General features: G+C 56.8%; 18 protein-coding genes. 11 read left to right on the top strand and 7 right to left on the bottom strand.

Going from position 1 to position 21,325, the window contains the following annotated elements; all coding sequences use genetic code 11:
- Positions 1-84 precede the first annotated feature (84 nt).
- From lptF to ABLV07_RS18755, 3 genes are read left to right on the top strand one after another with little or no spacing between them, the layout of a single operon-like run.
- Positions 85-1,182 carry an LPS export ABC transporter permease LptF gene (gene lptF / locus ABLV07_RS18745; protein WP_020079782.1) on the top strand — a complete coding sequence of 366 codons (1,098 nt, stop codon included), beginning with the start codon at positions 85-87 and terminating at the stop codon, positions 1,180-1,182.
- Complete coding sequence (gene lptG / locus ABLV07_RS18750) at positions 1,182-2,264, top strand: LPS export ABC transporter permease LptG (RefSeq protein WP_015368543.1); 1,083 nt, start codon at positions 1,182-1,184, stop codon at positions 2,262-2,264. The genes lptF and lptG overlap by 1 nt, the downstream gene beginning before the upstream one ends.
- A 55-nt stretch (positions 2,265-2,319) precedes the next feature.
- Entirely contained in the window at positions 2,320-2,799 is a 480-nt protein-coding gene (locus ABLV07_RS18755) for a hypothetical protein (RefSeq protein ID WP_348853696.1), read from the top strand.
- 94 nt (positions 2,800-2,893) lie between these two features.
- Here ABLV07_RS18755 and ABLV07_RS18760 read toward each other — a convergent pair whose 3' ends face one another.
- On the bottom strand, positions 2,894-4,396 hold the full coding sequence (locus ABLV07_RS18760; protein WP_348853695.1) for a helicase HerA-like C-terminal domain-containing protein: 1,503 nt from the start codon (positions 4,394-4,396) through the stop codon (positions 2,894-2,896).
- An 87-nt stretch (positions 4,397-4,483) separates the two neighbouring features.
- The gene (locus ABLV07_RS18765) at positions 4,484-5,305 is read right to left on the bottom strand and encodes a TIM barrel protein (RefSeq protein ID WP_101705569.1); all 822 of its coding nucleotides are present in this window, start codon (positions 5,303-5,305) and stop codon (positions 4,484-4,486) included.
- A 355-nt stretch (positions 5,306-5,660) separates the two neighbouring features.
- Here ABLV07_RS18765 and ABLV07_RS18770 point away from each other — a divergent pair, with 355 nt between their 5' ends.
- Both ABLV07_RS18770 and iolB read left to right on the top strand, forming a co-directional pair.
- Positions 5,661-7,166 (top strand): CoA-acylating methylmalonate-semialdehyde dehydrogenase, encoded by a 1,506-nt coding sequence (locus tag ABLV07_RS18770; RefSeq protein WP_032713568.1) that lies wholly within the window; start codon positions 5,661-5,663, stop codon positions 7,164-7,166.
- An 18-nt stretch (positions 7,167-7,184) separates the two neighbouring features.
- Positions 7,185-7,985 carry a 5-deoxy-glucuronate isomerase gene (iolB, locus tag ABLV07_RS18775; RefSeq protein WP_032713569.1) on the top strand — a complete coding sequence of 267 codons (801 nt, stop codon included), beginning with the start codon at positions 7,185-7,187 and terminating at the stop codon, positions 7,983-7,985.
- Between the two features lie 84 nt (positions 7,986-8,069).
- Here the strand turns inward: iolB and ABLV07_RS18780 are convergent, their stop codons facing one another.
- On the bottom strand, positions 8,070-8,924 hold the full coding sequence (locus ABLV07_RS18780) for a MurR/RpiR family transcriptional regulator (RefSeq protein WP_015368536.1): 855 nt from the start codon (positions 8,922-8,924) through the stop codon (positions 8,070-8,072).
- Positions 8,925-8,953: 29 nt separating this feature from the next.
- Here ABLV07_RS18780 and ABLV07_RS18785 point away from each other — a divergent pair, with 29 nt between their 5' ends.
- Positions 8,954-9,076 carry a hypothetical protein gene (locus tag ABLV07_RS18785; protein WP_257880794.1) on the top strand — a complete coding sequence of 41 codons (123 nt, stop codon included), beginning with the start codon at positions 8,954-8,956 and terminating at the stop codon, positions 9,074-9,076.
- On the opposite strand, the gene iolC is transcribed toward ABLV07_RS18785, so the two are convergent.
- The gene (gene iolC, locus ABLV07_RS18790) at positions 9,073-10,986 is read right to left on the bottom strand and encodes a 5-dehydro-2-deoxygluconokinase (RefSeq protein WP_047076909.1); all 1,914 of its coding nucleotides are present in this window, start codon (positions 10,984-10,986) and stop codon (positions 9,073-9,075) included. The two genes, ABLV07_RS18785 and iolC, sit on opposite strands and share 4 nt — an antisense overlap.
- Positions 10,987-11,513: 527 nt before the next feature.
- Between iolC and iolD the strand changes: the two genes are divergently transcribed.
- The 5 genes from iolD (at position 11,514) to ABLV07_RS18815 (ending at position 18,014) form a co-directional block, all read left to right on the top strand.
- The gene (gene iolD, locus ABLV07_RS18795; RefSeq protein ID WP_348853692.1) at positions 11,514-13,454 is read left to right on the top strand and encodes a 3D-(3,5/4)-trihydroxycyclohexane-1,2-dione acylhydrolase (decyclizing); all 1,941 of its coding nucleotides are present in this window, start codon (positions 11,514-11,516) and stop codon (positions 13,452-13,454) included.
- 47 nt (positions 13,455-13,501) lie between these two features.
- Entirely contained in the window at positions 13,502-14,515 is a 1,014-nt protein-coding gene (locus ABLV07_RS18800; RefSeq protein WP_015704222.1) for a Gfo/Idh/MocA family oxidoreductase, read from the top strand.
- Positions 14,516-14,556: 41 nt separating this feature from the next.
- Positions 14,557-15,441, top strand: a complete 885-nt coding sequence (locus ABLV07_RS18805) for a sugar phosphate isomerase/epimerase (protein ID WP_015368532.1) — start codon at positions 14,557-14,559, stop codon at positions 15,439-15,441.
- A gap of 23 nt (positions 15,442-15,464) precedes the next feature.
- The gene (iolE, locus tag ABLV07_RS18810) at positions 15,465-16,364 is read left to right on the top strand and encodes a myo-inosose-2 dehydratase (protein ID WP_348853690.1); all 900 of its coding nucleotides are present in this window, start codon (positions 15,465-15,467) and stop codon (positions 16,362-16,364) included.
- 153 nt (positions 16,365-16,517) lie between these two features.
- Positions 16,518-18,014 (top strand): sugar porter family MFS transporter, encoded by a 1,497-nt coding sequence (locus ABLV07_RS18815; RefSeq protein WP_015704224.1) that lies wholly within the window; start codon positions 16,518-16,520, stop codon positions 18,012-18,014.
- Between the two features lie 100 nt (positions 18,015-18,114).
- Here the strand turns inward: ABLV07_RS18815 and ABLV07_RS18820 are convergent, their stop codons facing one another.
- The 3 genes from ABLV07_RS18820 to ABLV07_RS18830 are packed head-to-tail and all read right to left on the bottom strand — an operon-like array spanning position 18,115 to position 21,321.
- Positions 18,115-19,425 (bottom strand): ABC transporter substrate-binding protein, encoded by a 1,311-nt coding sequence (locus ABLV07_RS18820; RefSeq protein ID WP_015704225.1) that lies wholly within the window; start codon positions 19,423-19,425, stop codon positions 18,115-18,117.
- Entirely contained in the window at positions 19,418-20,491 is a 1,074-nt protein-coding gene (locus ABLV07_RS18825) for an ABC transporter ATP-binding protein (protein ID WP_015704226.1), read from the bottom strand. The genes ABLV07_RS18820 and ABLV07_RS18825 overlap by 8 nt, the downstream gene beginning before the upstream one ends.
- Positions 20,492-20,496: 5 nt before the next feature.
- Positions 20,497-21,321 carry a phosphodiesterase gene (locus ABLV07_RS18830; protein WP_015704227.1) on the bottom strand — a complete coding sequence of 275 codons (825 nt, stop codon included), beginning with the start codon at positions 21,319-21,321 and terminating at the stop codon, positions 20,497-20,499.
- Positions 21,322-21,325: the final 4 nt, after the last annotated feature.

Here is a 21,325-nt window from a genome sequence, read left to right on the forward strand (position 1 = left end):
ACGACAAAAGAGAATAAATGACGTTTAAGCCATGAAACAAGCAATTTTCCTGCAATAAGACGGGTTTTTACGGGCGTATTTATAGTGATAATCATAAGATATCTGGTTCGTGAGACGCTGAAAAGCCAGTTGGCGATCCTATTCATCCTGTTACTGATTTTCTTCTGTCAGAAACTCGTCAGGATCCTTGGCGCCGCGGTAGATGGCGATATCCCGACCAACCTGGTGCTCTCTCTGTTAGGGCTGGGCGTACCGGAAATGGCGCAGCTCATTCTGCCCCTGAGTCTTTTCCTCGGGTTGTTGATGACGCTGGGCAAACTGTATACCGAAAGCGAAATTACGGTGATGCACGCCTGCGGCTTAAGTAAAGCCGTATTGATTAAGGCGGCAATGATCCTCGCCCTGTTTACCGGCGCCGTCGCGGCAGTCAACGTGATGTGGGCGGGGCCGTGGTCGTCGCGCCATCAAGATGAAGTGCTGGCGGAAGCCAAAGCCAACCCTGGAATGGCGGCGCTGGCTCAGGGCCAGTTCCAGCAGGCCAGCGACGGCAGCGCGGTGTTGTTTATCGAAAACGTGAACGGCAACCGCTTTAGCGACGTATTCCTTGCGCAATTGCGGCCAAAAGGCAACGCGCGTCCTTCCGTTGTAGTGGCGGATTCCGGCGAACTGTCGCAGAAAAAAGACGGATCCCAGGTGGTCACTATGACTCAGGGGACGCGTTTTGAAGGCACGGCGATGCTGCGCGATTTCCGTATTACCGACTTCAAAAACTACCAGGCGGTAATTGGCCATCAAGCGGTAGCGGCCGATCCCAGCGACACCGAACAGATGAATATGCGCACCCTCTGGAAGACCGATACCGCGCGCGCGCGCGCCGAACTGCACTGGCGATTTACGCTGGTGGCGGCGGTGTTCATGATGGCGCTGATGGTTGTCCCGCTTAGCGTGGTGAACCCGCGTCAGGGCCGCGTGCTGTCTATGCTGCCGGCGATGCTGCTGTATCTGGTGTTCTTCCTGCTGCAAACGTCGATCAAATCGAACGCGGGTAAAGGCAAAATGGACCCCGCTATCTGGATGTGGGGCGTGAACCTGCTCTACTTCGCGCTGGCGGTGCTGCTTAACCTGTGGGATACGGTGCCGATGCGTCGTTTCCGTGCCCGGTTTAATAAAGGAGCGGTGTGATGCAGGCGTTTGGCGTACTTGACCGCTATATCGGTAAAACCATTTTCAACACCATCATGATGACGCTGTTCATGCTGGTGTCGCTCTCCGGCATTATTAAGTTTGTCGACCAGCTGAAAAAAGCCGGACAGGGCAGCTATGATGCAATGGGCGCCGGGCTTTATACCATTCTCAGCGTACCAAAAGATGTGCAAATCTTCTTCCCCATGGCGGCGCTGCTTGGCGCATTGCTGGGGCTGGGGATGCTGGCGCAGCGCAGCGAACTGGTGGTGATGCAAGCTTCCGGTTTTACCCGTATGCAGGTGGCGCTGGCGGTGATGAAAACGGCGATCCCGCTGGTGTTGTTAACCATGGCGATGGGTGAGTGGGTGGCGCCGCAGGGCGAACAGATGGCGCGTAACTACCGTGCGCAGCAGATGTACGGCGGTTCACTGTTGTCGACCCAGCAGGGGCTGTGGGCGAAAGACGGGCATAATTTTGTCTACATTGAGCGAGTAAAGGGCAATGATGAACTAGGCGGCGTGAGCATCTATCAGTTCAACGATAATCGTCGTCTGCAATCTGTCCGTTACGCCGCTTCCGCGAAGTTTGATAATGAAGCTAAGATCTGGCGCCTGTCGCAGGTGGATGAATCTAATCTGACCGATCCAAAACAGGTCACCGGTACGCAAATGGTGAGCGGCACCTGGAAGACCAAGCTAACGCCGGACAAACTCGGCGTGGTTGCGCTGGATCCGGATGCGCTGTCAATCAGCGGCCTGCATAACTACGTGACCTATCTGAAGTCCAGCGGCCAGGATCCGGGCCGTTACCAGCTCAATATGTGGAGCAAAATCTTCCAGCCGCTGTCGGTGGCCGTGATGATGCTGATGGCGCTGTCGTTCATTTTTGGCCCACTGCGGAGCGTGGCGATGGGCGTGAGAGTGGTTACCGGGATTAGCTTCGGCTTTATCTTCTACGTACTCGACCAGATATTTGGCCCACTAACGTTGGTTTACGGGATACCGCCGATAATCGGCGCGCTGCTGCCAAGCGCAAGTTTCTTCCTGATAAGCCTTTGGCTGATGATGAGAAAAGCGTAGTACAATAGAAGGGTGCGAAAGCACCCTTTTTTTTCGTCTTTGCATGGAGGCATTGATGTTTGGTAAATCCCTGATATTCATTCTGCAGGTCGCTGCCGGAATCTTGTGGATCCCGGATATTTTTATCATCGCCACCATCTTCTTCGGCGCGTTGCATCCAGAGTGGGCCAGCGGCTGGTTCCTGTTTGAAGGCACAGTTTTTCTGTTTATGCTGGTGTTTTTTATCTGGTCGTTGAAACGAGCGGATGTGCTGAGCCTGACGACGGGGCTGGTGCGTGCGGGCACAGCAGAAGAGCAAAAAGCCGATCGGGTGCTGTTTTGGTTCGATCTCAATGGCACGTTAGCGGGGGTTATACTGTCGCTATCGATATTCGCTTTTCTGTTTGCTTTCGTGGTGTTAGACAAAGGCCTGCCGCTATATCTTCATCAGGTTGCGGTGGTCGCCGTGCTGGCGCTGTGCTGGCACGGCAATCACCGCCTCGAAGCGCGCAAAAGCGCGCGGGGATATGGGGATTATGTTAAGACAACCCCCTGAGGCGACTAAGGCCTAACGCTTACGCTCACCGAGCCAACAAAGAACCCGGATGAGGCGCAGCGCGCCGCAATCCGGGGTCGGCATCCTTCTTACGCTAACGGCGCCTTCCGCCGAGCAGGCTTCCCAGCATGCCGCGGACGATCTGGTTGGTTACCTGACGTACGGCGCTTTTGGCCGCGGTCTGCACGATACCATCTCGTTTACCGCCGCGCGGGCCGGTAGTGCCGAACAGAATATCTTTCAGTCCACCGAGTAGCCCGTCGTCATCACCATTTTGTTGACCTTTTGCCGGCTGTGCCGACTGCTGTTCTGTGGCGACCTGCACCCCTTTTTGCAGCATTTCGAAGGCCGACTCGCGGTCAATCTCTTCTTCATACTTGCCGTACAGCGCCGAGTGGTTAATCAGGCCATTTCTCTCATCATCGGTGACCGGCCCCATCCGTGAACATGGGGCGATGACCATTGCGTGCTCGACGACCGACGGGCTGCCTTTCTCGTCGAGGAAGGAGATCAGCGCTTCGCCGGTACCGAGCTCCTGAATGGCCTGCTCGGTACTGAATGCCGGGTTGGCGCGCATGGTCTGGGCGGCGGTTTTCACCGCTTTTTGATCCTTCGGAGTAAAGGCGCGCAGGGCATGCTGCACGCGGTTGCCCAACTGGCCAAGCACGGCATCCGGGATATCCGACGGATTCTGCGAGACAAAATAGACGCCGACCCCTTTAGAGCGGATAAGACGGATCACCTGCTCGATTTTATCTAGCAGTACCTGCGGCGCATCGTTAAACAGCAGGTGGGCTTCGTCGAAGAAGAACACCAGCTTCGGTTTTTCGAGGTCGCCGGCTTCCGGCAGGCGTTCGTAGAGTTCGGAGAGCATCCACAGCAGGCTGGCGGCGTAAAGCTTCGGCATCTGATAGAGCTTTTCGGCGCTGAGGATATTAATCACCCCTTTACCGCTGGCATCGACACGCATCCAGTCCTGAATATCCAGCATCGGTTCGCCGAAGAAGTGCTCTGCGCCCTGCTGCTCCAGGGTTAACAGCCCGCGCTGGATAGCGCCGACCGACGCGCTGCTGATGTTGCCGTACTGGTTCTGGAAGGCTTTAGCGTTATCACCGATAAACTGGGTGATGGCGCGGAGATCTTTAAAGTCCAGCAGCAGCAGGCCGCGATCGTCAGCAATACGGAAAATAATGTTTAGCACGCCGCTTTGTACTTCATTCAGGTTGAGCAAGCGGGCGAGCAGCAGGGGGCCGAGATCCGACACCGTGGCGCGCACCGGGTGGCCCTTTTCACCAAAGATATCCCAAACAACCACCGGGTTGGCGTGCGGCTCCCAGTCGGTAACGCCGATTTTTTCCAGACGCGCCTGAAGTTTCTCAGAGCTCTGGCCTGCTTCCGCGATACCGGTCAGGTCGCCTTTCACATCGGCCATAAAGACCGGCACGCCGATCTCGGAAAATGACTCCGCCAGTTTCTGCAAAGTTACGGTTTTACCGGTGCCGGTGGCGCCGGTAATTAGGCCGTGACGGTTAGCCATTGCAGGCAGCAGATACAGTTGTTTATCCAGCGTGCGCGCAATCAGCAGGGGTGAGCTCATGATCGATTCCTCCATTTATCCTGCGTCGATTATAGGCAACCTGACAGTAAAAAGATGGAGGAAATCGATAACTCTCAACGTTTAATCTCAGGCGCAGTGGCGCTGAATCAGCGCGATGCTCTGTTCAATCTCGCGGCGAATCTCCTCTTCGCGCCATGACGCCAGCTGCGGAGCGAAAGGCTCGAAGGCGTAATCGCCACGATATCCGCGGGCTTCGAGATGTTTTACCTGCTGGCAGGTCAGCAGCCTATCTTGTGGTGTCAGCATGATGCGCTCGTCGTCGGTCAACTGTTCGCGTGGGCGGGGATCGTCAACGCCGGAGAGGTGAACCAGACCTATCTCAGCAATGTCCAGCTGGCTGAATTCCTCTTCAGCTTGTGGATAAAGATGATGATGGAAAGTATCAATTAACAGCTTAAACGGCACTTGAGCGTCACGAATGAGCGCCTGCGCCTGCGCCGCCGAGCGCAGCGAACTTTGTGGGAAGCCAAGCGGCTCAACCAGGCCCTGAACGCCATATTGTTCGAACAACGGCGCCAGCTCGCGCATAGCGGCAAGCGTTTCTTGCGGCGCTACAGCGGTGCCATCATTTAACGGGCACATCACCAGCGATTTGGCGCCAATGGACTGCGCCTCTTTTAGCAGCGACTCCGTCAGCTGACGTACTTCAGCGCTGTGGCGATTGAAGGGATAGACGGCGTTGATCGTCAGAATTTCAAGCTGGTATCGGTCGGCTAGCTTGCGCACCTGCTGGTGGGTTAGCTCATCGGTGACTTTACCGCTGGGTAAATCATTACGCAGCTCGACCTTATGCAGCCCGAGTTCGCTTACCAGACGGAAAAACGCTTCAATGCTAAGCGATGGCGCAATTTTACGATTGATACAGAAACGCTGCAGGGCAATGGCCATTTGACACTCCTGACAAGATGTTGACTGGTTTAGTTCGCTTGCCTGATAGTTAAAATGTTTATTTCATCGTTGGCAATGGATGAAATGATGGTTGTTTGAGCACGATCGCAAAATAGTTGCTGCGCTATTTCATAGTTTACATCAACGTCAACCGCAGAAAATCTCACCTTTACTACCGCTGCGATATGAAATCATGTAGAGAGAGGCTTGCTGAAAAATGCGACAGCTATCACCAAAGTGGAATTTCATTTTATCTGTTTATTGAAATATAAATTTCATTTTACTACGGTTATAGCACAGCACAATCAGCGACGGGCCGTAACTTGAACGGCCTTCTACACTATGAGGCGAGAAGATGACTATCACAGGTAACTTTATTGGTGGGAAAACGGTAACCAGCAGCAGCCGGGAAACGATGCCGGTGTACGACCCGGCCACTGGCGATGTGGTTCGCGAAGTCACGCTTTCCACTGCGCAGGAGGTTTCCGACGCAATCCAGGTCGCTCGCGACGCTTTTGACAGCTGGTCCCGTACCACGCCGCTGCGCCGCGCCCGCGTGCTGTTCAATTTTAAAATGCTGCTCGAACAGCACGTCGATGAACTGGCTGGAATTATCGTTAGCGAGCACGGCAAAGTGTGGTCCGATGCGTTGGGCGAGCTGACTCGCGGCATGGAAGTGGTTGAGTTTGCCTGCGGCATTCCGCATCTTATTAAAGGTGAGTTTTCTTCCGACGTAGGTACTGGCGTCGACAGCTATTCGCTCATGCAGCCGCTGGGCGTGGTGGCGGGGATAACGCCGTTTAATTTCCCGGCTATGGTGCCGATGTGGATGTTCCCCATCGCGCTGGCCTGCGGCAACAGCTTCGTGCTGAAACCACCGGCGCTGGCGCCGACCGCGGCGGTACGCATGGCTGAATTACTGAAAGAAGCCGGTCTGCCGGACGGCGTTTTTAACGTCATTCATTGCAGCAATGAAGATGCCGAACAGCTTTATACCGACCCGCGTGTGGCCGCCGTCAGCTTTGTCGGCTCCTCTGGCGTAGCGGAATATATCTATAAAACCGCCAGCGCTCACGGAAAACGCGTCCAGGCGTTTGGCGCGGCGAAAAACCATGCCATCGTGATGCCGGACGCCGATCTTGATGCGACCGTGAATGCCATCATGGGTGGTGCGTATGGTTCCGCAGGCGAGCGCTGTATGGCCCTGCCGGTAGTGGTGGCCGTCGGTGACGAGACCGCAGATAAGCTCATTGCCCGCCTGAAACCATTAGTCGAGTCGTTGAAAGTGGGACCTGGTTGCCTGCGCGGCAAAGACGAAAACGAAATGGGGCCGGTGGTATCCGAAGCGCATCAGAAAAAAGTACTCGGCTATATTGATAAGGGCGTCAGCGAAGGGGCGTCGTTGGTGGTGGATGGCCGCAGGCTGCGCGTGGCCGGGCATGAGGACGGATATTACGTTGGCGGTACGCTGTTTGACCATGTCACTCCGGAAATGACCATCTGGCGTGAAGAGATTTTTGGCCCGGTGCTGGGGATCGTCCGCGTTGCTGATTACCAAAGCGCGCTGGCGCTGGTTAACAGCCATGAATTTGGTAACGGCAGCGCCGTCTTTACCAGCAATGGCCATACCGCCCGCGAGTTCGTTCATGATGTACAGGCCGGCATGGTTGGCGTCAACGTACCGGTGCCAGTACCAATGGCCTTCCATAGCTTTGGCGGCTGGAAGCGCTCGGTATTTGGCGCGCTGAACGTCCACGGGCCTGACGGCGTTCGCTTCTATACCCGTATGAAAACTGCCACCGTGCGCTGGCCGCAGGGGCAGCAAACCGTATCTGAATTCAGTATGCCGACGTTAGGTTAATCGGCGAAGGAGAACGCTATGTCGTTATTGGCTAAAGCGCAAAAAGAGGGACATATCCAGCACATCACCCCGCAGAGCGCGGGGTGGCAGTATATTGGCTTTGATGTCTGGATGTTAAAACAGGGGCAAACCGTGACCCTGGAAAGCGGTGATCGTGAGCTATGTCTGGTTCTGGTCTCCGGGCTGGCCTCGATCAAAACTCAGCACGCCGATTTTCCCGACCTCGGTAAACGCATGTCGCCATTCGAGCGTACGCCGCCGTGGTCGGTCTATGTGCCGCCGCACGATAAGGTCGAGGTCACTGCAGATTCCGATCTTGAGCTGGCGGTTTGCAGCGCGCCGGGCAAAGGCAGCTTCCCGGCGCGAGTGATACGGCCTGAGGATGTTGGCGTAGAGCATCGCGGTAAAGGGCGTAACCAGCGGCTGGTACATAATATTCTGCCGGATAATGCGCAGGCGGATTGCCTGTTGGTAGTGGAAGTCTACACCGAAGAAGGGGCGACCAGCTCCTGGCCATCGCATAAGCACGATACCGCGCTGCCGGGGCAGGAAACCCAGCTGGAAGAAACCTATTACCACCGTTTCGATCCGCCGCAAGGTTTTGCCTTTCAGCGAGTGTACACCGATGACCGCAGCCTGGATGCCTGTATGGCGCCCTATAACCATGATGTGGTGATGGTGCCGCGCGGCTACCATCCGGTAGCGGCGATCGCCGGTTACAACAGCTACTATCTGAACGTGATGGCGGGGCCGGATCGTAAGTGGCTATTTACCTGGGAAGACGATCACGCCTGGATCAACAGCGATCGCTATTCATAGCGTGCGATATACGAGAAAAGCCGGGGATGTCCCCGGCTTTTTTGTCTATTGATTGCCCCTGTTTACCGCTAGCGCAACGGGCAATCAGGCGCGGTGCTGCTGCGGCTCTTTGCTGCTATTCAATGCCAGCGATACCGCCAGCGTCTGCGCCAGGCACAGCGAGGCCACCTGTGAACGGAAACCATCGACCTGCGCTTCACGCACCACAAAGCACACATCACTGAAGGCGGCAAGCGGGCTTACCTGGCTATCGGTAATGGCGATTTGTCGCGCCTTGCGCTGGGCGCCAAGCTCAACCAGCTCCACCACTTCACGGGCATAAGGCGAGAAGCTCACCGCCACGACCACATCCTTCGGCCCCACCAGACTGAGCTGCTCGGTGAACATCCCGCCGAGGCCGTCGATCAGGAAGGCTTTGCGATCCAGATGGCGCAGTGCGTAGGTCAGGTAAGAGGCGACGCTGAACGAGCGACGCAGACCGATAACATAGATATTTTCCGCATCCGCCAGTAAATCTACCGCCCGGTTGAGGTCTTCGCCGGAGGTCTGCATTGCCAGTTGCTGCAGCGCCTGGGTATTGACCATGCTGAACATGTTGAGGATTTCCGTCGGCGTTTCCGGCGGCGTTGTTTCGTCGTTAGTAGTCTGGCGGAACAGACGTGCGCGCTCGGTGTAGTTGGCGGTCTCTTCCATCAGATGCTGCCTGAACATCTGCTTCATTTCGTTAAAGCCGCTGAAGCCAAAGGCGTTAGCGAAGCGAATCAGCGTTGAGGGCGGAACGTCAGCCTGTTGCGCAATGGAGGCTACAGTATCGAAAGCAACGCTATTACTGTTATCCAGTATATAGCGCGCCACCTGCTTCAGACGTTTGCTGAGCGTGTCGTAGCGCCGTCTGATTTCATCCTGCAGGATGGTCAGTTGGGTCGGATTATTAGCCATAAGTTGCGCTCTGAGAAAATGGAAGGAATATGGCTTCCAGTGTACCAAATGAAGCGAATTTTTCATTTTTTGCGATGAAATACGCGATTCATTTCACGAAGAAACCGCAGGCCCGCCGCTTTCAAGGAAAAGGCGGGCCTGAAGGAGGTTAGCCGCGCGCTTCGCGCCAGTAGCCGATGAGCCGTAGATAGTTGCGTTTCACTTCATCGATTAGCGCTGAGTCATCCAGTTCGCCCTGCATCCAGCGGCGCGAAGGTTGACCAAAGATGGTTCGGCCGACGGCAAAACCCTTGATCATCGGGTGCCCGGCCGCTTCGGCGAAACCTGAACGCAATCGATCCGATGGGGCATCCAGCCCGAGGAGCAGGATGCCCCGGCACCACGGATCTTCGCGCTCGATAAGCGCTGAGATCCGCTCCCACTGGGCGCTGGCCAGCGGCGGCAGCTTCCACCAGTCCGGCTGGATGCCCAACTGATAGAAGTGCTCCAGCATAGTGTGGTAGTGGCGTTCATCTTTGTCCGGTCCGTTCTCCGGCAGGATCACTTCCAATAGCAGCTCGTGCCCGGACTTATTGCAGGCCTGCCAGACTTCCAGCAGCAGCGCATCCTGCTCGGCGCGCAGCGCCGCCGGGTCATCCGGGTGGTAAAAGACCAGGCATTTGACGACGTGCTCAAGCGGCCAGTCGATCAGCTGTGAGCCAATATTACCATGTTCAAGACGTAGCGGACGCGAGCTGGGAAGCTCTATCGGCCGACCGATCCACCAGCCTTTACCGGTAATGGCGTTAAGTGAACGTTGACCATAGGTACCATCGGCGAGGATGCCGCTGCGCCGATCCAGCCCGGCCTCTGTGGCGGCCGCCTCGGCGGCGGCCAACAGCAGCAGTTTGAGTTCGGGAATACAGGCCGGGTCGCGCCCGGTTTCTAATGCCAGATCCGCCAGCTGTTTACGATGGTCAAAGGCGAAGATACACAGTTCCGGCCACGGCTGGCGCCGGCTGGTCACCCGGTGCAAATGATTTAACCGCGCGTCGATATCCGGACGCGGAACGGCATCGGCCCGCGATAAATAATCATCAAGCTCTACTTTTGTCGGCATCGCCGGCGCGCAGCCGTGGCGCGAAACCACTAAGGCGCCGCAGGCGTTGGCGTAGCGGCAGGCCTGCTCCCAGCCCTCATCGTTAAGCCAGCCGCGCAGTAGCCCGGACATAAAAGCATCGCCGGCACCGAGCACGTTGAGTACTTCGACGCGAACGCCTTGCTGCAACGGCACTTCGTCCCAGCTATCCGGGATGGCGCCCTCCAGCACCACGCAGCCCATCGGCCCGCGCTTGCAGACCAGCGTCGCTTTGGTGGCATGGCGAACGTTTTTCAGCGCGGTGAGGGTATCGGTGCTGCCGCCGGCGATATGAAACTCCTCTTCAGTGCCGACGACTAAATCGAACAGGTGCAGAACTTCCTGCAACTGACGGGTCACCGGACCCGACTCAATGAAACGCGTTTCACCGTCGCCCAGCGAAGTAAGCCCCCACAGCACCGGACGGTAATCGATATCCAGCGCGGTACGCAGGCCGTGGCGGCGGGCGTATTCCAGCGCCTTCAGTACCGCATCGCGGGTATTGGCGTGTGAAAGGTGGGTGCCGGTCACCGCCAGAGCGCGTGAAGAGGCGATGTACTCCTCATTGATATCGTCAGGCGTCAGCGCCATATCGGCGCAGTTGTCGCGGTAGAAAATCAGCGGGAAGGTATCCTGATCCTTAATGCCCAGCATCACCAACGCGGTCAGCCGTTCTTTATCCGTGATCAGATATTCGGTATCGACACCTGCGCGGCGGAGGGTTTCACGCAGAAACCGGCCGTTGTGCTCATCGCCAACCCGCGCCAGCATCGCCGATTTTAATCCCTGAATCGCGGTACCAAAGGCGACGTTGCCCGAGGAACCGCCGAGATACTTGGCGAAACTGGCCACATCTTCCAACCTTGCCCCTATCTGCTGGGCGTAGAGATCGACGGCCACCCGGCCAATACAGATGACGTCGAGCCGCTTAACTGCTGCATTCATCGCTTGGGTTTCCTTTTGCAAATCTGCTGCCAGGAGAAGGTCGCATGAGTGACAGTCTGCCGTGAACAGCCTGATGGTTATTAGTTATCTCTAGTTTGAGAAATAAATATTTCATTTTCAAATCTAATCGAAATTAAAAAACCAAAAGTGTGAAGGATCTACCACTCTGCGCGGGTACGCAGCTGCCCACCCATACATGCTGTCTGCGTCCCGCTTACCCATGTTCTCCTTTTTTTAATATCAATATTATCCATAATTTTCATGTAGATAATCTTGTTTTTCTTCTTTTGTTTGGAAACCTGCTCGCGAAGGAGATGTAAGTGAAACGTGTGAAATGGGTAGAGAGTTTGATCCTTCTCGCAAAATGAAACATTTTTTCTGTATTTGTGTTTAATGAAAAAAATGTTTGCCTATAATCCAAAAATATTCCAGTGGACGTTAACGGCTTTCCCGCACCTACGCCATCTTCTTTGGCGAGCAAAGCGCTAACTCACACGACAAATACTGAACGATAAGGATTAGGCAACATGGGCAAACTGAGACTGACAATGGCGCAGGCGCTGGTTAAGTTCCTTGATAACCAGTATCTGGAGGTGGACGGCGAAGCGCAGAAATTCGTGAAAGGGATTTTCGCTATTTTTGGTCACGGCAACGTGTTGGGCTTAGGCCAGGCGCTGGAAGAGAACAGCGGCGAACTGCGGGTTTACCAGGGGCGTAATGAACAAGGCATGGCCCATGCGGCCACCGGCTTTGCCCGTCAATCACTGCGCCGGCAGATCATTGCCTGCACTTCTTCCATCGGTCCCGGGGCGGCCAACATGATCACCGCCGCGGCGACGGCTACGGCCAACCGTATCCCGCTGTTATTACTGCCGGGCGATGTATTTGCCACCCGCCAGCCGGACCCGGTACTGCAGCAAATCGAACAGAGCCACGATCTGAGTATCACGACTAACGACGCATTTCGTGCGGTGAGTAAGTACTGGGATCGTATTACCCGCCCGGAACAGCTAATGAGTGCCTGCATTAATGCCATGCGCGTGCTGACGGATCCGGCGGAAACCGGCGCCGTTACCTTGTGTCTGCCGCAGGACGTGCAGGGTGAAGCCTGGGATTATCCCGAGTCCTTTTTTGCCCGCCGCGTCCACCGGCTGGATCGCCGTCCGCCAAGCGCGGCGCAGCTGGCGGATGCGGTAGCGGCAATTAAAGCCAGCCGCAAACCGCTCATCGTCTGCGGCGGCGGCGTGAAATATTCCGCGGCAGGCGAAGCGCTGGTGAGCTTCGCCGAACGTTACGACATCCCGTTTGCGGAAACGCAGGCCGGAAAGGGCACGGTGGTTTCATCGCATCCGCTGAACGTCGGCGGCGTTGGCGAAACGGGCTGTCTGGCTGCCAACCTGTTGGCGAAAGAAGCCGATCTGGTCATCGGTATCGGCACGCGTTTTAGCGATTTTACCACCTCCTCGAAATGGATATTCCAATCCCCGGGCGTGCGCTTTCTTAACGTTAACGTCAGTAATTTTGATGCCTGGAAGCTGGACGGCATCCCAATGCTGGCGGACGCCCGCGAGGCGCTCAGCGCGCTCAGCGCTGCGCTGTCTAACGAGCCCTGGCAGGCAGAATGGGGCGCGCAGATTGCAAGCGTCCAGAGCCGGCAGATGAAAGAGACCCAGCGCGTCTACCGGGCGGTCTGGCAGGAAACGGATTTCGTACCAGAAATTGATGACCATATTGACCGTGAATCGGTATATCGCGAATTCCGTCAAATCACGGATTCTACCCTGACGCAAAGCAGCGTTCTTGGCTTGCTGAACGAGTCGCTGGCGGCGGATGCGGTCATTGTGGCGGCGGCGGGCAGCCTGCCGGGGGATTTACAACGCGTCTGGCGCAACCGCGCGCCGAATACCTATCACGTCGAGTACGGCTACTCGTGCATGGGCTATGAGGTCAACGCCGCCCTCGGCGTTAAGCTGGCGCAGCCGCAGAGCGAAGTCTATTCGCTGGTCGGCGATGGCTCCTTCATGATGCTGCACTCTGAGCTGGTCACCTCCCTGCAGGAGCGGGCGAAGATCAACGTCATCCTGCTCGACAACATGGCGAACGGCTGCATCAACAACCTGCAGCTGGAACACGGTATGGATAGCTTTGGCACCGAGTTCCGCTACCGCTCGGCGGAAAACGGCCAGCTGCAGGGCGGGCTGGTACCGGTAGATTTCGCCACGATTGCTTCCGGCTACGGCTGCAAGACCTGGCGGGTCACCACCCTCGATGAGCTTCGCCACGCGCTGGATGCCGCTCGCCGTGAAACCGTCAGCACGCTTATCGACATTAAAGTACTGCCGAAAACCATGGTCCACAAATACGGTAGCTGGTGGAACGTTGGCGTGGCGCAGACGGCGCTGTCGGAACGTATCCGTAAAGTCGCTGAAATGATTAATGAAAAACGCGCCCAGGCGCGGGATTACTAACAAAGAACACGAACCCTGAACCCTACAGAACTACGGAGAGAACCATCATGTCACTCAAATTAGGTGTCATCGGCGCAGGCGCCATCGGTAAAGAACATATCCGTCGCTGCACCCAGGTCCTACAGGGGGCGACCGTGGTCGCCGTTTCCGATATCAACGCCGATAACGCCCGTGCGGCAGTAGCGCTGCCGGGCGTGCAGGCGGAAGTCTACGCCGACGGTCATGATGTGATTAAAGCCAGCGACGTTGACGCCGTGCTGGTGACCTCCTGGGATCCAACCCATGAAGAGTACACCCTGGCGGCTATTGAGGCCGGTAAGCCCGTCTTTTGCGAAAAGCCGTTGGCGATGAGCGCGGAAGGCTGCCGCCGCATCGTTGATGCTGAAATGAAAGCCGGGCGTCGCCTGGTGCAGGTCGGCTTTATGCGCCCGTACGATGAAGGCTATCTGGCGCTGAAGAAAGTCATTGATGACGGCGATATCGGCGCGCCGCTGATGCTGCGCTGCGCCCACCGCAACCAGTCGGTCGGCGAGAACTACACCACCGATATGGCGATCACCAACACCCTGATCCACGAGCTGGACGTGCTGCGCTGGCTGCTAAATGACGACTACCGCTCCGTACAGGTACGCTTCCCGCGCTCGACCTCCCATACCCATGCGCGGCTGAAAGACCCACAGATCGTCTCGTTTGAAACGAAAAAGGGCACCCTGATCGACGTCGAAGTCTTCGTAAATTGCCAGTACGGCTACGACATCCAGTGCGAAGTCGTTGGCGAAACGGGCATTGCGCGCCTGCCGGAACCGTCGGCGGTGGAGATGCGTAAAGCCGCCAGCCTGTCGACAGCCATCCTTACCGACTGGAAAGACCGTTTCATCAAAGCCTACGACGTCGAACTGCAGGCATTTATCAATGATGTGAAAGCCGGCAAGCTGCAGGGCCCCTCAGCCTGGGACGGCTATGCGGCATCGGTTGCCGCCGACGCCTGTCTGAAGGCGCAAGAGTGCAACGAACCGGTAGCAGTATCGCTACCTGAGTGCCCGGCATTCTACCAACGCTAAATCCTCCTTCACCGACGTAACGTTTCAAACAGGTAACGACGATGAAAATTGCTTTTGATGTCGATGTGATTCGCGATCTCGGGATCACCAGAATGGTTCAGCAGGTGGCGGAGTGGGGCTACAAATACATTGAACAGTCGCCGCACCCGCAGATTAACCCATTCTACAAACATCCGCGCGCCAGCCGGGAGATCATGGCCGAGTATAAGCAGGCGCTGCGTGACAACGGCGTTGAACTCTCCTCGTTCATCTGCGTTTATCGCTGGTCCGGCCCGGATGAGCTGCGCCGTCAGGCGGCGGTGAAGAACTGGAAGCGGCTCATCGAAGTAGCGGTAGAGATGGGCGTGCAGGTTATCAACACCGAATTTTCTGGCGATCCTAACCAGCCGGAAATTTGCGAAGAAATGTTCTACCGCTCGATGGAAGAATTACTGCCGATATTCGAACGTGAAGGTATCCGCGTCGAAATCCAGGCCCACCCGTGGGACTTCTGCGAAGAAAACAACGAGACGGTGGATATCGTGAAGTCCTTCCGTAGCGACAACGTGAAGTACGTCTACAGCGTGCCGCACACCTTCTTCTACGACAAAGGTAAAGGTGAAGTCGAGAAGATGCTGCGCTATGCCGGTCAGGACCTGTCGCACGTGCTGATTGCCGATACCCGCAATCACACCAAACACTGCCGCTATATCGTTAATCCGCCGGGCGTTGACGCCGCCGTACATCAGCACGTCGGCGTCGGCGAGGGGGATGTCGATTTCGATGCTCTGTTCCGCACCCTGCGCGATATGCGCTTCGCTGAACAGACCTTCAAAGTTGGCGGTGAACCGATCGTCTGCACCTCGCTGTTTGGTTACCCGGAAAAGATGAAATACCAGGCCGTGGAAACGCGTGAACTTATCGAACGTGAACTGCTGCGCCGGTAAGGCGCGGCGGCAGGAGCATCAAAATGAACAAAGACAACGTCAAACTGGCTATCGCCCCTATCGGTTGGACTAACGACGATATGCCTGAGCTGGGGAGCGAAAACACCTTCCAGCAAACGGTCAGCGAAATGGCGCTGGCCGGGTTTACCGGCAGCGAAGTCGGCAGCAAATATCCGCGCGATCCGGCGGTGCTGAAGCCGATGCTGGATATTCGCGGCATGCAGATTTGCAACGCCTGGTTCAGCACCTTCTTCGCGAATGGCCAAAGAGAAAAAACCATCGATGAATTCGTTAACCACATGAATTTCCTCCATGCGATGGGCGCGAAGGTGATTGGCTGCTCTGAACAAAGCGGCAGTATCCAGGGGCTCGATAAACCGATTCTCGGCGATGTAAAACCGTGCTTTAGCGACGAAGAGTGGCAGCGGGTAGCTGAAGGTTATAACGCGCTTGGCAAGCTGGCGGCAGAGAAGGGGATGCAGGTTTGCCTACACCACCATATGGGCACCGGCATTCAGACTACCGCGGAGATTGACAAGTTTATGTCGCTGGTGGACGAACGCGTCTTCCTGCTCTACGACACCGGTCACGCCTGGTATTCAGAGGGCGGCGAGGCGCCGATGCTGGCGATCCTGAAAAAATATCTGCCGCGCATTAACCACGTGCATCTGAAAGACGTCCGCCCTGCGGTGATTGAGCAGGTGCGTCGCGAAGGGCTCTCATTCCTCGACGGCGTCAAGAAAGGCACCTTTACCGTACCGGGAGACGGCGAAATAGATTTCCGTCCGGTCTTCCAGTTGCTGGATGACTACGGCTACAAGGGGTGGATGGTAGTGGAAGCCGAACAAGACCCTGCGCTGGCGAACCCCTTCGAATACGCCATAAAGGCGCGTAAGTACATCCGCGAAACGGCAGGAATCTGATCGTTGATGCATTTCGGGCCACACAGCTGCGTGGCCCGCTTTTTCTAAACCTCAAGAGAACCACACGAGAACGACACGTCCGTGAGGCAGGAGGCCTCTGTATTCAGACAAGAGCATATCTTCCCCCTACAAGGTAGGTTACTGGAGTCTTCTATGTCACAGGAACAATATCTCACACTCAATAAAGCGTCGGGGCCGAATAGCGACGCCCCGGCAACGCCGTTTGTTAAGATCGTTGCGTTGATTGCGACCTTAGGCGGTTTACTCTTTGGCTACGACACCGGGGTGATTTCCGGCGCCCTGCTGTTTATGGGTAAGGAACTGCATCTCACGCCCTTTACCACCGGGCTGGTGACCAGCTCACTGCTGTTCGGCGCCGCATTCGGCGCACTGCTTTCTGGCCATCTGGCCAGCGCCGCAGGCAGAAAGAAAATCATCCTCTGGCTGGCGGTGATCTTTGCTATCGGTGCGGTGGGAACCGCCCTCGCGCCGGACGTCAACTGGATGATTTTCTTCCGCCTGGTTCTCGGCGTAGCGGTTGGCGGCGCGGCGGCAACGGTGCCGGTTTACATCGCTGAGATGGCGCCCGCCAATAAACGCGGGCAACTGGTCACGCTGCAGGAGCTGATGATCGTCTCTGGACAGCTGCTGGCCTATATTTCTAACGCCACCTTCCATGAGCTGTGGGGCGGTGAAAGTACCTGGCGCTGGATGCTGGCGGTGGCGACGCTACCTGCCGTGCTGCTGTGGTTTGGCATGATGTTTATGCCGGATACCCCGCGCTGGTATGCGATGAAAGGCCGACTGGCGGAAGCACGCCGGGTGCTGGAGCGTACGCGGCGTAAAGATGATGTCGAGTGGGAGCTAATGGAGATTACGGAAACTCTCGACGAGCAGCGCAATCTTGGTAAGCCAAAAATTCGTGAAATCATGACCCCTTGGCTGTTTAAGCTGTTCATGATCGGTATCGGCGTGGCGGTTATTCAGCAGCTTACCGGCGTCAATACCATTATGTACTATGCGCCGACGGTGCTGACCTCGGTCGGTATGACCGATAACGCCGCGCTGTTCGCCACCATTGCCAACGGCGTGGTTTCGGTGCTGATGACCTTTGTCGGCATCTGGATGCTGGGGAAGATAGGTCGTCGCCCGATGACCATGATCGGCCAGTTCGGCTGTACTGCCTGCCTGGTGTTTATCGGCGCGGTGAGCTACCTGCTGCCGGAAACGGTCAATGGTCAGCCGGATGCGCTGCGCGCCTATATGGTACTGGCGGGAATGCTGCTGTTCCTGAGCTTCCAGCAGGGGGCGCTGTCGCCGGTGACCTGGCTGCTGTTGTCGGAAATTTTCCCAACCCGGATGCGCGGGATGTTTATGGGCGGGGCGGTGTTCTCAATGTGGATTGCCAACTTCCTGATCTCGCTGTTCTTCCCGATACTACTAGCGTGGGTCGGCCTCTCCGGAACCTTCTTTATCTTTGCGGCAATCGGCATCTTCGGCGCGATCTTCGTGATCAAATGCGTGCCGGAAACGCGCAACCGCAGCCTTGAGCAGATCGAGCACTATCTGCGCGAGAAGCTGGATACCAGCCCGGCGGGAAAAGCCTACGCGCGTAAATCCTGGGCTTCGTCGCAGGCGGATAAAATCTAAGGCTTTGCAAAATCTCCCCGGCGCATTCTACGCTGGGGGCGGTTGGTCATCCGGCTTGGGCGTTTACGCCGCAAGCCGGGCGCCCCGCTATAGAACTGCGCTACTTCACTTCTCCCAGCGCAGTCTTATCAACATAAGGTTTCATTAGCGCGTCAGCTTCCTTCTGCGCCGCCTGTACCGCGGCTTCCGGCGTTACTTTAGCATCGTTGACCACCGCCGCCAGCTGGTTCTCCATCGCCTTACGCACGGCGACGGTCTCCCAGGTGGAGTACCACGGATGCGCATACTTCAGCTGTTCAAGGGCGATCGCTGCTCGTGGATCCTGCTGCAGATAAGCTTTCATCTCCGGCGTATCGTAAGAAGCCTTACGCGGCGAAAAGTAGCCGGTAAAGCGGCTCCACGCGCCGTTTACCTGCGGGCTCACCAGATAAGTCAGGAACTGGTAGGCCGCTTTCTTCTGCGCGTCGTTGATGCCTTTAAAGCTCACCAGGCTGGCGCCGCCGATCGGCACCGCGCGCTGCTCTTTGGCTGGTAGCATGGCGACACCGAGTTCAAAATCTTTACTGTTCTCGCGCATAAAGCCCAGTGCGCCGGTGCTGAGCATCGCCATGCCAAGTTTGCCGGAGAAGAATGAAGCGCTGATCTGCTTCGAATTCAGTACCCCGGAAGGCATCACTTTGTCTTTGTAGATCAGATCCTGCCAGAAGCGCAGAGCGCCGATAGCGGTCGGCGAGTTGTAATAAACCTCACCCGGATAGTCTTCATTGAAATATTTACCGCCGTTGGCGCGCACCAGCGCCGAGAAGATCCAGCCGCCGTAGTCGTCGTTGGTCGACGGCAGCATGATCCCCCACTGGCCTTTGCTCTCATCGGTCAGCTTTTTGGCATCAGACAGCAGCTCGGCCCAGGTCTGCGGTGGTTGCGCGATCCCCGCCCGATCGAACAGCGTCTTGTTGTAGTAGAGGATCGGTGTCGAGTTATGGAACGGGATCGCATAGGTGGTGCCCATCACCTGGGCGTTCTTATGCATCGCGGGCCAGAACTCCTTTTGCAGAAAATCGCCAGCCTTTTGATCGCCATATTTAAATAGTTCGTCCATCGGCAGGATCTCATCCTTCAGCGCCAGATCGGTAGTGAAGTTGGCGGACATGATCACCAGCGCCGGCGGTTGTCCGGCCTTCTGTGCGGATTCGGCTTTGATCTTGGTGGTGTCATAGTTGCCGGTGAAGATGCCGCGTACTTCGACATCCTGCTGCGAGTCGTTGAACGCTTTAATAACGCGTGTCATCTCCATCGTCAGCTTGCCGTCTACCGGAGCCGGGAACATGAAGTCTATTTTCTCTTTCGCCAGCGCCGCACCGCTCAGAGCGAGGCTGAGCCCAACCGTCAGGGCGGTTAAGGGGTTAAACATGGTCTGTCTCCATCAGTAAATTATGCTGGGTCTCAGCATGAAAAAGATGCACATCGGCAGGCGAGAAGCCGAGGATCAGCGATTCGCCTTTTTCAGGTACCGTGCCACGGTGGCGGCGGCTAAAGCGCAGGGTGCCGATCGGGGTGCTGACGTGGAGCAGATAATCGGCTCCCATCAGTTCTCGTTGCAGGACGGTGCCCGGCAGGCGCAGATGGCCTTGCTCCACGCGGTCGGTAATATGTTCCGGGCGAATGCCCAGCCAGACGCGGGTCTGGCTGCGGTGGCGCGGCGGTAGCGGATGGCGTAGTTCGCCAAGCTGAACGTTGCCGTCAACGCAGGGAAGTGATAGCAGGTTCATCGCTGGCGAACCGATAAATCCGGCCACGAACAGATTGGCCGGGTTGGCATACAGATATTCTGGCCGTCCTACCTGTTGCACGTGGCCGCCGTTCATCACCACGATGCGGTCGGCCATCGACATGGCCTCGGTCTGATCGTGGGTGACGTAGACGGTACTGGTTTTCAACTGCTGGTGGAGGTCCATAATGCTGTCACGGACTTCGCTGCGCAGGCGGGCGTCGAGGTTGGACAGCGGTTCATCCATTAAGAACAGCCGCGGATTACGCACGATCGCCCGCGCCATCGCTACCCGCTGCCGTTGGCCGCCGGAGAGCTTAGCCGGTTTGCGATCGAGCAGCGCCTCCAGCTGCAGCATCTGCGCGACTTTATCTACCCGCGGCTGCCAGCCGCTTTTTTCTTCCTTACGCACCTTCATGCCGAAGGTGATGTTGTCGCGCACCGAGAGATGTGGAAACAACGCATAGTTCTGGAAGATCATCGCAAAATTGCGTTCTCGCGGCGTGGTGTCGGTGATGTTCTCACCATGCAACCAGATTTCGCCTTCACTGACCTGCTCCAGCCCGGCAAGCAGGCGCAGCAGGGTGCTTTTACCGCAGCCCGACGGGCCGACCAGCACCACAAATTCGCCTTCGTGAATATCAAGCGACAGCGCGCTGAGCGCGGGTTTACCGTCGAAATGTTTACTGATGTTTTGCAGACTGAGCATGGCGGTTAGCGCTCTTCCGTTGGACAACTGATGTTTTCGTCGTACAGCCACGGCCCGGCGTAGTGGGCCAGCGAGTGCTGGTAGCTCACCCATTGCTCGCCGACCTGGCGGTGCATCAGGCACGAAGCCGGCGAGAGATCGTAATACGGGCGAGTGTCTTCGTGGCAGTAAGGCACCTGATGGACGGTGCCGGGGAGGGTGGAGATCAGCGCCTGGCGATACTGGGTCATGGTCAGGCTATGGTTATGACCGCAGAAGATGCGCGTCAGCGACGGGAAACGTTCCACCAGCGCCAGCAGACGGTGGCCGTTTTCGCAGGCAATCGGGTCCATCTGCGCGTTGCCCAGCGGCAGCGGCGGGTGGTGCATAAAGATCGTTGCCGGTTTGTCGCCGCCGTCAAACAGCTGCGCTTCCAGCCAGCTAATGGTCTCGTCGGTCAGCCAGCCTTTTGAAGTGCCGGCGCGGCTGGAGTCGATAAACAGCAGGCGGGTAGCGAAGTCGTCAACCGCATAGCGCATATTATTGGCATCGCTACCGAGCTGTGGGCACAGCGGCTGCAGGTACTCCAGAAACAGCGCTTTATCATCGTGGTTGCCGGGGATGAGATACAGCGGATAGTTCAGGCTGCCGAGGATCTGGCGGGCGATCTGATACTCCTCCGGACGGCCGCAGTTGACGATATCGCCGCTCACCACCACCGCATCCGGGCGTTCGCGCAGCGCGTTAAGTTGAGAAACCACATCAGCATTGGCGGCGTTGACGTCGATAAAGCCGTACAGCTTCTCGCCGCGGCTGCGGAAATGGGTATCGGAAATGTGCGCTAACAGCATGAAT

Origin of the sequence: Klebsiella sp. CN_Kp097 (assembly GCF_040064495.1) — a bacterium.
GTDB lineage: Bacteria > Pseudomonadota > Gammaproteobacteria > Enterobacterales > Enterobacteriaceae > Klebsiella > Klebsiella aerogenes.